General features: G+C 70.4%; 15 protein-coding genes. 4 read left to right on the forward strand and 11 right to left on the reverse strand.

Features of this window, described 5'->3' with window-relative positions; all coding sequences use genetic code 11:
• Window positions 1–4: 4 nt before the first annotated feature.
• On the reverse strand, window positions 5–1,174 hold the full coding sequence (locus QTI51_RS25120) for a M20 aminoacylase family protein (RefSeq protein WP_116910866.1): 1,170 nt from the start codon (window positions 1,172–1,174) through the stop codon (window positions 5–7).
• A gap of 119 nt (window positions 1,175–1,293) precedes the next feature.
• On the opposite strand from QTI51_RS25120, the gene QTI51_RS25125 reads away from it, so the two are divergent.
• Together QTI51_RS25125 and QTI51_RS25130 are read left to right on the forward strand one after the other, a co-directional pair.
• Complete coding sequence (locus QTI51_RS25125) at window positions 1,294–1,785, forward strand: Lrp/AsnC family transcriptional regulator (RefSeq protein WP_116910865.1); 492 nt, start codon at window positions 1,294–1,296, stop codon at window positions 1,783–1,785.
• 18 nt (window positions 1,786–1,803) lie between these two features.
• Window positions 1,804–2,394, forward strand: coding sequence for a TMEM175 family protein (locus QTI51_RS25130; RefSeq protein ID WP_116910864.1), 591 nt, complete (start codon window positions 1,804–1,806; stop codon window positions 2,392–2,394).
• On the opposite strand, the gene QTI51_RS25135 is transcribed toward QTI51_RS25130, so the two are convergent.
• The 5 genes from QTI51_RS25135 to QTI51_RS25155 all read right to left on the reverse strand — a co-directional run bounded on the left by QTI51_RS25135 (window position 2,336) and on the right by QTI51_RS25155 (window position 6,003).
• Entirely contained in the window at window positions 2,336–2,860 is a 525-nt protein-coding gene (locus QTI51_RS25135) for a hypothetical protein (RefSeq protein WP_116910863.1), read from the reverse strand. The genes QTI51_RS25130 and QTI51_RS25135 overlap by 59 nt on opposite strands.
• A gap of 179 nt (window positions 2,861–3,039) precedes the next feature.
• Window positions 3,040–3,396 (reverse strand): hypothetical protein, encoded by a 357-nt coding sequence (locus QTI51_RS25140; RefSeq protein ID WP_132748872.1) that lies wholly within the window; start codon window positions 3,394–3,396, stop codon window positions 3,040–3,042.
• A gap of 50 nt (window positions 3,397–3,446) precedes the next feature.
• On the reverse strand, window positions 3,447–4,136 hold the full coding sequence (locus QTI51_RS25145) for a YceH family protein (protein WP_116910861.1): 690 nt from the start codon (window positions 4,134–4,136) through the stop codon (window positions 3,447–3,449).
• Between the two features lie 106 nt (window positions 4,137–4,242).
• Window positions 4,243–5,274 carry an isocitrate/isopropylmalate dehydrogenase family protein gene (locus QTI51_RS25150; protein WP_116910860.1) on the reverse strand — a complete coding sequence of 344 codons (1,032 nt, stop codon included), beginning with the start codon at window positions 5,272–5,274 and terminating at the stop codon, window positions 4,243–4,245.
• A gap of 72 nt (window positions 5,275–5,346) precedes the next feature.
• Window positions 5,347–6,003 (reverse strand): LbetaH domain-containing protein, encoded by a 657-nt coding sequence (locus QTI51_RS25155; RefSeq protein WP_116910859.1) that lies wholly within the window; start codon window positions 6,001–6,003, stop codon window positions 5,347–5,349.
• 139 nt (window positions 6,004–6,142) lie between these two features.
• On the opposite strand from QTI51_RS25155, the gene metG reads away from it, so the two are divergent.
• Together metG and QTI51_RS25165 are read left to right on the forward strand one after the other, a co-directional pair.
• On the forward strand, window positions 6,143–8,248 hold the full coding sequence (gene metG, locus QTI51_RS25160) for a methionine--tRNA ligase (protein WP_116910858.1): 2,106 nt from the start codon (window positions 6,143–6,145) through the stop codon (window positions 8,246–8,248).
• Window positions 8,249–8,280: 32 nt separating this feature from the next.
• Complete coding sequence (locus QTI51_RS25165) at window positions 8,281–8,493, forward strand: hypothetical protein (protein ID WP_116911110.1); 213 nt, start codon at window positions 8,281–8,283, stop codon at window positions 8,491–8,493.
• A 25-nt stretch (window positions 8,494–8,518) separates the two neighbouring features.
• Here the strand turns inward: QTI51_RS25165 and QTI51_RS25170 are convergent, their stop codons facing one another.
• Genes QTI51_RS25170 through QTI51_RS25190 form a run of 5 tightly spaced genes read right to left on the reverse strand, consistent with a single transcriptional unit; the run spans window position 8,519 to window position 13,400 of the window.
• Complete coding sequence (locus tag QTI51_RS25170) at window positions 8,519–9,415, reverse strand: alpha/beta fold hydrolase (RefSeq protein ID WP_116910857.1); 897 nt, start codon at window positions 9,413–9,415, stop codon at window positions 8,519–8,521.
• Entirely contained in the window at window positions 9,412–10,230 is an 819-nt protein-coding gene (locus QTI51_RS25175; RefSeq protein ID WP_165840377.1) for a shikimate dehydrogenase family protein, read from the reverse strand. The genes QTI51_RS25170 and QTI51_RS25175 overlap by 4 nt, the downstream gene beginning before the upstream one ends.
• Window positions 10,217–11,086 carry a sugar phosphate isomerase/epimerase family protein gene (locus QTI51_RS25180; protein WP_116910855.1) on the reverse strand — a complete coding sequence of 290 codons (870 nt, stop codon included), beginning with the start codon at window positions 11,084–11,086 and terminating at the stop codon, window positions 10,217–10,219. Before QTI51_RS25180 ends, QTI51_RS25175 begins: the two co-directional genes overlap by 14 nt.
• On the reverse strand, window positions 11,083–12,555 hold the full coding sequence (locus tag QTI51_RS25185) for an FAD-dependent oxidoreductase (RefSeq protein ID WP_116910854.1): 1,473 nt from the start codon (window positions 12,553–12,555) through the stop codon (window positions 11,083–11,085). Before QTI51_RS25185 ends, QTI51_RS25180 begins: the two co-directional genes overlap by 4 nt.
• Before the next feature lie 23 nt (window positions 12,556–12,578).
• Window positions 12,579–13,400 (reverse strand): alpha/beta hydrolase, encoded by an 822-nt coding sequence (locus tag QTI51_RS25190; RefSeq protein WP_116910853.1) that lies wholly within the window; start codon window positions 13,398–13,400, stop codon window positions 12,579–12,581.
• Between the last annotated feature and the right edge of the window lie 6 nt (window positions 13,401–13,406).

Below are 13,406 nucleotides of genomic sequence, written 5' to 3' on the forward strand. Positions count from 1 at the left end.
GGGTTCAGCGCGGCAGGCGCAGGCGGACGATTTCCGCGAAGTAGCGCGCGCCCGTGGCGAGCACCGCGTCGTTGAAGTCGTAGCTGCCGTTGTGCAGCGGCGTGCTGCCCGCCTCGCCCTCGGCGCCGTTGCCCAGGAACACGAAGGCGCCCGGCACCACCTTCAGGAAGGCACCGAAGTCTTCCGAGATCATCATCGGCGCCACGTTGGCGTCGACCTGGTCCGCGCCCACCACGGCCGTGGCGGCGGCCACCGCCGTGGGCACGCATTCGGCCCAGTTCACGGTGGGCGCGAACTCGTGCGTGTAGCTGAACTCGCAGCCTGCGCCGTGCATGCGGCAGATGCCCTCGCTGATCTCGCGCATGCGGTCTTCCAGCATGCGCTGCACGGCGGGGTCGTAGCTGCGCGTGTCGCCCTTGATGACCACGTTCGACGGCATCGCGTTGCGGATGCCGTCGGTGACGAACTCGGTGCACGACACCACCGCCTGCGCGCCCGGGTCGAGCGTGCGCGAGACGATGGTCTGCAGCGCCAGCACGATCTGCGCGCCGATCACGATGGCGTCCACGCCCATGTGCGGCCGCGCGGCGTGCGTGCCGCGGCCCTTCACGTGGACCGTGAAGTTGTCTTCGCTGGCCATGATGCCGCCCGTGCGCGTGGCGATGGTGCCGGCGCGCATGCCGGGCATGTTGTGCAGGCCGTAGATTTCGTCGACCGGAAAGCGCGTGAACAGGCCGTCGTCCATCATCGCCTTGGCGCCGCGGCCATGCTCCTCGGCCGGCTGGAAGATGAAGCGCACGGTGCCGTCGAAGTCCTGCCGCTCGCGCAGCAACTGCGCCGCGCCGAGCACCATCGACATGTGGCCGTCGTGGCCGCAGGCGTGCATCTTGCCGGGCGTGGCGGAGGCGTAGGCGCGGTCGGTGGGCAGCTCGGTGATGTTCAGCGCGTCCATCTCCGCGCGCAGCCCGATCACGCCGCGGCCCTGGCCCACCTTCAGGTTCGCCACGAGGCCGGTGCCGCCGATGCCGGTGTGCACGTCGAGGCCCAGCGCCTTGAGCACGCGCACGACGAAGGCCGAGGTCTTCGCCTCCTCGAAGCCGGTCTCGGGCATGGCATGCAGCTGGCGGCGCCAGCCGGTGAGTGTGTCGCGCAGGGGAGCGTCGGTGGAGTTCATGGAGAGATGCTATTGACTGCAGTGCGATACAGGCGCGCAAAATCGGCCCTGTTCGCGCAACGTTTTTGCGCGGCGCAGGCCGGATCCGACCCTCTCCAAGCTCTCCACGCTCTCCACCCATGACCCCGCTCGACGCCCTCGACCTCCGCCTGCTCGAACTGATCCAGGCCGACAGCCGCACGCGGCAGAGCGAGCTGGGCGAGCGGGTGCACCTGTCGACCGCGGCGGTCAACCGGCGGCTGAAGCGCATGCGCGACGAGGGCGTGATCCAGCGCTATGGCGCGGTGCTGTCGCCCGCCGCGCTGGGGCACCCGCTGACCATCGTGGCCGAGGTGGAAACCGAGAGCGAGCAGATCGACCTGCTCGACGCCATGAAGCGCAGCTTCAAGGCCTGCCCGCAGGTGCAGCAGTGCTACTACGTGACCGGCGAGTGGGACTTCATCCTGGTGTTCGTGGTGCGCGACATGGCGCAGTACACGGCGCTGACGCGGCAGCTTTTCTTCCAGAGCAACAACGTCAAGCGCTTTCGCACGCTGGTCACGATGGACGCGGTGAAGCTCGGGCTGGATGTACCCGTCGTGCCTGTCGTGCCAGTTGTGCCAGCCGCCTGAACCTCCACCGGACCCGCCATGTACCCCAAGAACCGCCTCGACGCGCTCACCGACGGCATCTTCGCCGTGGGCATGACCATCCTCGTGCTCGACCTGCGCATTCCCGACGAAGCCGCCGTGGGCGCCGACGAGGCTTCGCTGTTGCGGGCGCTGCTGGCGCTCGGCCCCAAGCTGCTGCCGTACCTGCTGAGCTTCTACGTGCTGGGGGAGAGCTGGCTGTCGCTCATCAAGGCGCGTTCGCGCGGCGAAACCGTGGGCGAGGCCTATGCCAAATGGAGCCTGTTCTATTTGCTTTTCGTGACGCTGGTGCCCTTTTCGACGGTGCTGATGGGCCGCTTCACCTCGCACGCCACCGCCACGGTGATGTACGCGGCCAACATCGGCGCGCTCGCGCTCATCGGGTTCCTGCTGATGTCGCTGCTGCCCGAGCCGGTGCGCGACGCGCATTGGGTGGAGCGGCGCGTGTCGCTGCTGGTGCTGCTGGTGTCGTGCCTGCTGACGATGGCGCTGAGCTTCGTGGTGCCCGGGCGCGCGCTGTGGGCCTTTGCGCTCAACCTGGGCGGCGGGCTGGTGGTGCGGCTGTACCGGCGGCTCGCGCCTGCGGGCTGACCGCCGCGTCGCCGCCGGGCACCAGCATCGAACGCAGCAGCAGCGCCACCGCGCAGACGATGGGCGCCAGCGCCAGCAGCCGGCCCGGCTCGAAGGCCAGCCCGGCCGCCACGCCGAGCGCGCAGCCCAGCTTGATCCACGGCGCCACCGCGTTCCAGCCGCGCCGGTGCGCCACGGCGAAGCCGATCAGCGCCGCCCAGCCGAGCAGGCCGCCGAACACCGAGAAGGTCCAGCTCGACAGGTAGTACACCGTGTCCATGTCGCGCAACGCCAGCGCCGTGCCCAGCCCCTGCCAGGTGTGGCGCCAGCCGTCGAACAGGAAGAAGCCGGTGGCCGACGCGGCCCACCAGAAGAAGGCATAGAGGCTCGCGATGCCCGCCAGCATGGCGAGCCACCCGAGCGCGCGCCGGGTGATGTCGTCGAAGGGCATGTGGTCGCGCCACGCTGCGAGGTGTCCGTTGTCCATGGCCGGTGCTCCATTGAGGTCTGCAATGGGAACCGAAGGTAGGCAGGCAATGTGCGTTCTGCGTGAAGCCGGTGTGAACGCGTGTTACGAAGGGGACGCGCCGCGTGCGGTCTCTTCGAGGGTTCGAGGCGCGCGGAGAGGCCACGGCCTGCCCTGAGCCAGCCTCATCCGTGCTGCCATCAAAGCAAGCCGAAAAACGCGGCAACTCCCGCGATCAACCAGTTGGCCTTGTTCGCGCCCGACGCACTTTCCTCGGAGATGGGGTACATCTTCGCGCGCCGCCAGGCCCAGACGTTGCACGCCACCATGAGCACCAAGCCGCAGCAGAAGAACAAGCCGGAAGGCAGGCCGACCCCGCCGATCAGCGAGGCCACGAACAGCACGACGCCTGCCGCCCAGATGCCGCTGGTGGTGCTCGCCAGCACATGCGACAGGCCGCCGCAAGCTGTGCATTTGGCGGGTACAGCGCGACTGGACCAGCGCTTGGCGAGGCCGCCGATGCCGGGTTGCTTGCAACGTGGGCAGGTGTGTGTCATGTGGCGTGCAAGATAACCCGGTTCGGCATGGCCTCGGGAACCTTCGTCGATCAGCCTTCCGCGGAAATCCCCAGCTCCGAGCACACCCGTGCCACCAGCGCCTTCAGCGACGCCACCTCGGCCTCCAGCCGCGCCACGTTGGCCTTCAGCGCGGCGACCTCGCCGAGCGATGCATCGTGCGAGGCATGCGCGCCCTCGCCCGAGGCACCGGCCGGTCCGGCGACCTCTTCCGCGGGCTCGCCGCTCAGCAGGTGCGCCCAGCGGCTTTCGCGCGCGCCCGGCAGGCGGGCCAGCTTCACCACCAGCCCGCCGGCGGGGCGTTCGGCGAGCTCGTTCAGGAAGCCCTCGACCGACGAGATGTCGGCGAAGTTGTGCATGCGGTCGCAGGCGATGCGCAGCTCGCCCGCGGTCTGCGGCCCGCGCAGCATCAGCACCGTGAGCAGGATGACCGACTGCGACGGAATGCGCAGCACGCGGTCGACGTTGTGCTCGTAGCGAAAGGCCCGCCCGCCGCTGGTCTCGGCGACGAGGCTGTAGCCCTTCAGGCTGTCGATGGCGGCCTGCACCTGCGACTCGCTGAGCTCCAGCACGGGGTTGCGGCTGGTCTTCTGGTTGCAGCCCGACACCAGCGAGTTGAGCGTGAGCGGGTAGCTGTCGGGCACGGTGCGCTGCTTTTCGGCCAGCACGCCGAGGACACGGGTTTCAAGGAGGGACAGGACGGGAAGGGATGTCGAGGACATGACAGCTCAAAAAAGAAACGCCACCGGAGCATGGCCCCGGCAGCGTACACGTGTTCGGTGAGGGCACCGGCAGGGCCGAGCCCCTGCCCCGGTGCGGCAAGCAGCCTCAGCCGCCGTTGATGCGGCTGACCAGCGCCTTGGTGAACGCCGCCGTGCCCGCCGTGCCGCCCAGGTCGCCGGTGCGCACCTTGTCGATGTTCAGCGTGTCGTCGATGGCCTTGCGCAGGCGCGTGGCCAGCTCGGGCAGCTTCACGTGGTCGAGCATGAGCGCGGCGGCCAGCATGATGGCGGTGGGGTTGGCGATGCCCTTGCCGGCAATGTCGGGCGCCGAGCCGTGCACGGCCTCGAAGATCGCCGCGTCGGTGCCGATGTTGGCGCCCGGCGCCATGCCCAGCCCGCCCACCAGGCCCGCCACCAGGTCGGACAGGATGTCGCCGAACAGGTTGGTGGTGACCAGCATGTCGAACTGCCAGGGGTTGAGCACCAGCTTCATGGCGCAGGCGTCGATGATGACCGTGTCGAGCTCGAACTTGCCCTTGTACTTCTTCTCGTACAGGTCCAGCCCGGTCTCCAGGAAGATGCCCGTGAGCGCCTTCATGATGTTGGCCTTGTGCACGATGGTGACCTTCTTGCGGCCCGTGGCCACGGCCGTCTCGAAGGCGTACTCCAGCAGGCGCCGGCTGCCCTGGCGGGTGTTGATGCCGGTGGCCATGGCCACGGCGTGCGGGTCGCCGTCGATGGGCACGTAGTGCTCGTGGCCGATGTACAGGCCTTCGAGGTTCTCGCGCACCACCACCAGGTCGATCTTGTCGAAGCGCCCGCCGGGCACGATGGTGAGCGCCGGGCGCAGGTTGGCGTACAGCTGGAACTCCTCGCGCAGCCGCACGTTCGACGAGCGGTAGCCGCCGCCCGAGGGCGTTTCCAGCGGGCCCTTCAGGGCCAGCCGGGTGCGGCGGATGCTGTCCAGCGTGGCCACGGGCAGCGGGTCGCCGGCGGCCACCACGCCGCCGAGTCCGGCGATCTGGCGGTCCCACACGAAGGGCGCCTTCAGCGCGTCGAGCGCGGCCAGGGTGGCGTCGACGATCTCGGGGCCGATGCCATCGCCGGGAATGAGGGTTGCGGGAATGGGAGTGGTCATCGGCAGGGTCTCTCTGGGTGTATCGGGGAATGCAGCATACGTCTGGCGCAAGACACCCTGCGCCGCCGTGGGTCACTCGTGGCCGGGCAGCTCGGGGTCGATCAGCGAGGCGCGCCCCACCACGCGCCCCGGCCTCAGCAGCGCCCCCGGCGCGATGACCGCGTTGGCGCCGATGCGCACGCCGTCGCCCACCAGCGCGCCGAACTTCTCGCACCCGGTGGGCTGCAGCGCGGCGCCCTTGCCGTTGTTGTCGTCCGTGCCGCTGCGCACGAAGATCTCCTTCGCGGCCCGCTCGTTGCGGTGGTTGCACACGATGCTGCCGGCCTCCATGTTCACGCCCGCGCCCAGCACCGAGTCGCCGACGAAGTTGAAGTGCGCGAGCGCCGTGCCCGCGAACACGAAGGACGACTTCAGCTCCACGCCCGGACCGATGCTGCAGCGCGCGTCGAGCCAGTTGCCGCCGCGCAGGTAGGCGCCTGCGGCCACGAAGCAGCCAGGCCCGACGATGAGCGGGCCCTTGAGCACCGCGCCGGGCTCGACCGTGGCGCTGCGGTGGACGGCCACGTCGCCGTCGATGGCGTATTCGCCGGCCGGCAGCGCGGCCAGCAGCTGGCGAACGATGTCGGGCGCGCGTGGCGGCAGCTCCCAGGGCAGCGCGCCGGCCCAGGGCGCGAGGACGGAAGCGGCAATTCCGGCGATGTAGTCGCCGAGGTCGATGGCGTGTGGCATCGGGCGATGCTGCCATGCTCCCGGTTCAGCCCCGTTCAACCCTGCCCAAACCCGTGAAACCCCCGGCGCCGACGCGGCCACCTAAAATGCCCGGTTCCGTCCGTACCCCTCCCGTACCACTCCGAAAGCGCCCTCCCCGATGTCCGCCCCGCGCAAGCTCTTCGTCACCACCGCCCTGCCGTACGCCAACGGCAAGTTCCATATCGGCCACATGATGGAGTACATCCAGGCCGACATCTGGGTGCGGAACCAGCGAATGAATGGCGCCGAGGTCAACTTCGTGTGCGCCGACGACGCGCACGGCGCGGCCATCACCATCGCCGCCGACAAGGCCGGCGTGACGCCGCAGGCCTTCGTGGCCGAGATCGCCGCGGGCCGCAAGCCCTACCTGGACGGCTACTTCATCTCCTTCGACAACTGGCACTCGACCGACGCGCCCGAGAACCACCAGCTCGCGCAGGACATCTACCGCGACCTGCGCGCCAACGGCCTCATCGAGACCAAAAGCGTCGAGCAGTTCTACGACCCTGAAAAGGGCATGTTCCTGGCCGACCGCTTCATCAAGGGCGAGTGCCCCAACTGCCACGCCAAGGACCAGTACGGCGACAACTGCGAGGTGTGCGGCGCCGTGTACGCGCCCACCGAGCTCATCAACCCCTACTCGGCTCTGTCGGGCGCCAAGCCCGAGCTGCGCAGCTCGGACCACTTCTTCTTCAAGCTGTCGGACCCGCGCTGCGAGGCCTACCTGAAGGAATGGACCGCCGCCCCCGGCCACGTGCAGTCCGAGGTGCAGAACAAGATCCGCGAGTGGCTCTACAAGGACGACGAAGGCAAGGGCGGCCTGGGCGACTGGGACATCAGCCGCGACACGCCCTACTTCGGCATCGAGATCCCTGATGCGCCGGGCAAGTACTTCTACGTGTGGCTCGATGCGCCCGTGGGCTACCTGGCGTCGCTGAAGAACCTGCTGGACAAGCGCTGCATCGAGCTGGGCGGCGACGGCATCTCGTACACCGAGTACATGGCCGACCCCGAGCTGGAGCAGGTGCACTTCATCGGCAAGGACATCATCACCTTCCACACGCTGTTCTGGCCCGCGATGCTGCACTTCAGCGGCCGCAAGGCGCCCGACGCCGTGTACGTGCACGGCCACCTGACGGTGAGCGGCGAGAAGATGAGCAAGAGCCGCGGCACCGGCATCGACCCGCTGAAGTACCTGTCGATCGGGCTGGACCCCGAGTGGCTGCGCTACTACATCGCCGCCAAGCTCAACGGCCGCAACGAGGACATCGACTTCAACCCCGAGGACTTCGTGGCGCGCGTGAACAGCGACCTCGTGGGCAAGTACATCAACATCGCCAGCCGCGCGGCCGGCTTCATCGGCAAGCGCTTCGAGGGCAAGCTGGGCGAGGTGTCGGCCGACGGCGACGCGCTGCTGTTCGCGCTGCGCGACGCGGCGGCGCAACTGCATTCGCTGTACGACGCACGCGACTACGCCCGCGCGCTGCGCGAGGTGATGGCGCTGGCCGACAAGGTGAACGAGTACGTCGACCAGAACAAGCCCTGGGAGCTGGCCAAGAAGGAAGGCGCCGAGGCGCGGCTGCACGACGTGTGCACCGTGTGCATCGAGGCCTTCCGCCTGCTCACGCTGTACCTGAAGCCGGTGCTGCCGGCGCTGGCGAAGAACGTCGAGGCCTTCCTGAAGATCTCGCCGCTGGCATGGGTCGATGCGGCGCAGCCGCTGCCCGCCGGCCACGCCATCGGCGACTACAAGCACCTGATGCAGCGCGCCGACCCCAAGCAGGTCGACAAGCTGTTCGACGTGCCGGAGCCTGCCGCCACGGCCATCGCCGCCCCCGCCGACGCCGCAGCGCAAGAGCTGCCGGGCGGCGAAGCCATCGCGCCCACCATCACCATCGACGACTTCGCCAAGATCGACCTGCGCATCGCGAAGATCGTGGCCTGCGAGAAGGTCGACGGCTCGACCAAGCTGCTGCGCCTGACGCTGGACGCGGGAGAAGGCAAGACCCGCAACGTGTTCAGCGGCATCGCCTCGGCCTACCAGCCCGAGCAACTGGTAGGCAAGCTCACCGTGCTGGTCGCCAACCTGGCGCCGCGCAAGATGAAGTTCGGCGTGAGCGAAGGCATGGTGCTGGCCGCCAGCCACGGCGACGAGAAGGCCCGCCCGGGCATCCACGTGCTCGAACCCTGGCCGGGCGCAACGCCGGGCATGCGCGTTCGCTGAGCGAAGACGCAGACAAGGACCCCGCCATGACCATGATGACCCTGCCGCGCCGCGCTCTTTTGCTGCTGTCGCTTTCCCTCGCAGCCGCGCTGGGCGGCTGCGCCGTGGTCACCGTGGCGGGCACCGCGGTGAGCGTGGGCGCCAGCGCGGTGGGCCTGGCCGCCGATGCCGCCATCGGCACCGTGCGCATCACGGGCAAGGCCGTGGGCGCGGCGGCCGATGCGGTGATTCCGGACAGCCAGTAGCCCGGAGCGCTCGAACCGCCCGCGCTCAGCCGCCGGCGTGCCTCTGCAGAAACGGCAGCACGCGCGCCAACACCTCGTCGGGTGCTTCTTCCGCCATCAGGTGGCCGCAGTCGATGGTGCCGCCTTCCACCTCGTTCGCCCAGGTCTTCCAGATGTCGAGCGGATCGGGCTTCGCGGTGTTCGACGCGCTCCACAGAACCTGCACCGGGCACGCCACGCGCCGGCCCGCCGCCAGGTCGTCGCGGTCGTGCCGCAGGTCGATGTCGGCGGCGGCGCGGTAGTCCTCGACCATGGCGTGGCGCACCGACGCCTTGGCGAAGGCGCGGTGGTACTCGGCCAGCCCCTCGGGCGTGACGGCATCCACTTTCTGCACCATGTTGCGCAGCGTCCAGTCGAGGTAGTACGCGGGCTCGGCCGCCAGCATGCGTTCGGGCAGGTCGAAGGGCTGCGCGAACAGGTACCAGTGGAACGCCTTCAGGCCGAAGACCATGCCGGCACATTTCCACATTTCTTCGGTCGGTATCACCGTGAGCGAGACGAAGCAGCTGACGGCCTCGGGCGTGTCCAGGCACAGCCGGTAGCCCACGCGGGCGCCGCGGTCGTGGCCCATGACGGCGAAGCGCTCGAAGCCCAGCGCGCGCATCAGCGCCAGCTTGTCCGCGGCCAGCGTGCGCTTGCAGTGGTTGATGTGCAGCGGGTCACCGGCCGGGCCGGTGCTGTCGCCGTAGCCGCGCAGGTCGGGCGCCACCACGGTGAAGTGCCGCGCCAGCGCGGGCGCGATGCGGTGCCAGGCCACGTGCGTCTGCGGATAGCCGTGCAGCAACAGCAGCGGCGGCCCGCTGCCGCCGACCTCGGCGTGGATGACGGCATCGCCCAGCGCCACGTCGTGCACCGCGAAGCCGGGGAAGAACGCCGCGCTCATCGCAAAGCCTCCGCGAAGAAGTCGGCCATGCGCTCGAGCTGCTCGTCCATCATGTGGCGGCCGTGCACGGTGCGCGCGCCGCGCTGCTGCGCCAGCGCCAGCAGCGGCGTGGTGCGCGGCTCCATGATGACCTCGGCCACCGTGTGCCCGGCGCGGATGGCCTCGGGGGCAATGGGCAGCGCGTCGCCTTCGCGCATGCCGGTCGGCGTGGCGTTGACGAGCAGGTCGCGCGGGCTCGCGGCGTCCCACTCGCCGGCGGTGTAGCCCAGCGCGCGCAGGCGATCGACCAGGTCGGCGCGCTTGCCGGCGTCGGCGTCGCGCACGTCGATGGAAGCCGCACCCGCCGCGGCCAGCGCGAAGGCGATGGCATTGCCCGCGCCGCCTGCGCCCGCGAGCCCCACGCTGCGGCCCTTCACGTCGAAGCCGTTGCGCACCAGACCCGCGAGAAAGCCCGCGCCGTCGAGCAGGTCGCCCTGCCAGCCGTCGCGCGTGCGGCGCACGACGTTCACCGCCTGCGCCTCGCGCGCGGCGCGCAGCGTGTCGATGGGCAGCCCGGCCACCCGCTGCTTGTGCGGCACGGTGACGACGATGCCCGCCACGTTGCGCACCGCGAGCAGCGCCTGCAGCAGCGGTGCCACGCCCGCGGCGGGCACGTGCAGCGGCACCAGCACCGCGTTGATGCCGCGCCGCTGCAGCAGCTGCGTGAGCGGCAGCGGCGCCTTCACCTGCGCCACGGGGTCGCCGATGATGCCGAGCACGGCGGTGTTGCCGTCGAGCTTCAGCCCGCTCCATTCGAGGGTGTCAGGTGGGTTCATGTGCATGGCCATGGCGTTGCAGGAATCGAAGGGTCGTTTGAAAGGCCAGCGCGGCGCGCGCATGCGGCGTGAGCGTGGCGCTGCGGATGGCGCTGGGGGCTTCGACCGACAGCCGCGCGCCGGGCGCCAGGTGCGGCAGCAGCTGCGCGACGGGCAGTTCGCCCTCGCCCGCGAAGAGCCGGTGCGCCCGCCCCTCTTCCGCGGGCGACAGGCCGGGGTGGCGCTGGGCGGGCGCGTCGTTGAGCTGCATGAAGTGGCGGTCGATGGGGTCTGTGGCCTCTGTGCCTTCTGCGGCCTTCATGCCCGCTGCGCCTTCTGCGCGCAGGTCCGCCGGCACGCCGCCCGCGCGAAAGAAATGCAGCGCATCGACCACCACGCGCACGTTGTCCCGCTTTGACGCCGCGACCATTTGCCGCGCCGCCGCCAGCGAACGCATCACGGTGTAGACCATGAACTCCAACCCCAGCGCCAGGCCGTGCGGCCGTGCGCGTTCAGCCAGCGCGCCGATGCTGTCGGCGGCACGCGCCGCATCAGCGTCGTCCACGTTGACCATGAGGCAGCGCGCGCCCAGCGCCTGCGCCGAGTCGAGAACGCCCGCGAGCGCCGCCGCATCGAAGCCGGGCTTGATGCGCACGATCTCGATGTCGTGCACGCACAGGCCGGTGTCGTCCAGCCGCGCCAGCGTCTCGCGCAGCATCTGGCTGCCCACGCCCATCGGGAACGGCGCCTCGCCCAGGCGCGCCGGCGCCAGGCGGATGCCCACGCCGGAGAAGCCCGCCGCGTGCGCCGCCTGCACCAGCACGGGCGGCGGCGCGTCGAGCATGCCGAGGTGGGCGAGCGACAGGCGGAAGTTCATGCCTGCGCAGTCTGCACCCGCAGCGCTTCCGATGCTTGCAGCGCGTCGGCCGTTGCCTGCCGCAGCGGCACCCCCTGCGCCGCCAGCAGCGCCTGCAGCCGCTTCACATCGACATCGCGCGGCAGCACGCCGCTGTCCGCCGCCAGCGCCGCCGCCGTGCCCGCGGCCTGGCCCGTGAGCCAGCACTGCGGAATCTCGCGCATGAAGCCGTGCGAGTTGGTGTCGCACGAGATGTGCTTGCCCGCCGCGAGCACGCCGTCGAGCGTCTCGGGCACCAGCGCGCCGTAGGGCACCGAGATGTTCGGGAACCTGGGCGAGGGGCTCGGGCTGATGCCGACTTCGTCGGCCTCCACCGCGCCCGCGTCCCATGCGCCGCGCCGCACGCTCTTCACGCCCACCAGCCGACGGCCGTGGCGCGTGCCGATCTGCGGCGCCATCAGCATGACCCAGGCACGCTCGAAGCCCGGCGCATGCGCGCGGTAGAAGGCCAGGTGCTCGGCCATGCTCTTGCGCGACTCCCACTCGACCTGGGTCATCTCGTCGACGTCGAGCGCGCTGAAGCCCGACTTGCGCGGGCCCAGGAAGGTGGCCACGTCGTCGCGCCAGGAGACGATGGGTTTCTCGAAGCTGCCCAGCGCCTCGCGGCCCTGCGCCAGGAAGGCCGAGTACGCCTGCGGCTGGTGCGCGCGAAAGTCGAGCCAGCGCCGCATGTCCACGCCCGCGAACAGCCACGAGGTGTTGATGCAGTGGTGGATGTCGTGCGCGTCGATGTCCGACGAAAACGCCGCGCCCGCCGCCGCGTACAGGTCGCCCTCGCCCGTGGTGTCGACCACCACGTTGGCGAGGATGGCGCGGCGGCCCTGCTTGCTTTCGAACACCGCGCCCGTGACGCGGCCCGCCTCGGCGATGGGCGCGACCATCCAGGCGTGCAGGATGAGGTCGACGCCGGCCTCGCGCACCATCTGGTGGTACACGCCCTTGAGCATCTCGGGGTCGATGGTGGGCGAGTGCGTGACCACGCCGTGGAAGGCCGCGGTGCGCAGCGCCCAGTGCTCGGCCTTGGCGGTGTCGCGCGAGCCCCAGTCCTCGCGCGGCGGGCCGGCGACGGCCGGTTGCGGCGAACCGCCGAGCCGGTCCATGAACTCGGCCGCCAGGCCATGGATGACGTGCGCGCCCGACCAGTCGCTCATGCGGTCGATCCAGATCACCAGGCCGCCGGTCGACAGGCCGCCCAGGTGGTTGTAGCGCTCCAGCAGCACCACGCGCGCGCCGCCGCGCGCGGCCGCCACGGCCGCCGCCACGCCGGAAGGGCCGCCGCCGAGCACCAGCACGTCGCAGCGCTCGTGCACCGGCACCTGGCGCGCAGGCTCGTTGATGTGGCCGTGCGGCTGGCGCTGCGTGCGCTGGCTGTCGCGCGCGTTGACGTCGGAGCGGAAGAAGTGGCGCTCTTCGGGGGTGAGGGTTCCCATGGGTGGTGCTTTCAGGAGGGGGTTCAGGAAGATGAAGGGGTTGCGGCGAGGTCGGCAAGGAGAGTGGCCAGCGGCCCGGGCGCGGTGACCATCGCGTCGTGCCCCGTGGCCAGCGTGCGCAGCTGCCAGCCCGCGTCGGCGCGCACGCGGGCCTTGGTGGGTTCGAGCGTGGCGATGGGATCGCCGGTGCATTCGATGTAGGTCTTGGGCAGGCCGTTGCCCAGCGGCGACTTCAACAGCAGCGGCTGCAGGTAGGTGCCGACGGGCTGCGGCGTGAGGTGGCTCGCCACCCAGGCGGCGTCGGCCGGGTCCTTCACGCCGAAGGCCGACGGCGGCAAGGCGGCCGCCGCGCCCACGCCGCCACCGGTCTCGCGAATGGCTTTCAGGCGCTGCTCGACCACCGCGGCCGGAAAGTCGGAGAACAGGCTCTTGCCGGGCTCCAGCAGCAGCGCATCGAGAAACACCAGTTGGCGCAGCCGCGCCGCGGCGCGGTCGGCCACGCCCGAGATGACGATGCCCGCGTAGCTGTGGCCGACCAGCACCACGCGCTCGAGGTCTTCGAACTGCAGCACGTTGACGACATCGTCGATGTGCGTGTCGAGGTTGACCTGCGGCGAGATCAGGTGGCGCCGTTCGCCCAGGCCGGTGAGCGTGGGCGTGAACACGGTGTGGCCGGCGGCACGCAGCCGCGCCGCCACGCGCGCCCAGCACCAGCCCCCGTGCCAGGCGCCGTGCACCAGCACGAAGGTCGACGGGCTAGCGGTGGCGGTGGCCGCCAGCGCCGGTGGCAGTCCGGCGGCGGCAGCCAGGCCAGCCGCGCCGGCAAAGAGATTCCTGCGTTTCATGGCGGC

Source organism: Variovorax sp. J22G73 (assembly GCF_030317035.1).
Classification (GTDB): domain Bacteria; phylum Pseudomonadota; class Gammaproteobacteria; order Burkholderiales; family Burkholderiaceae_C; genus Variovorax.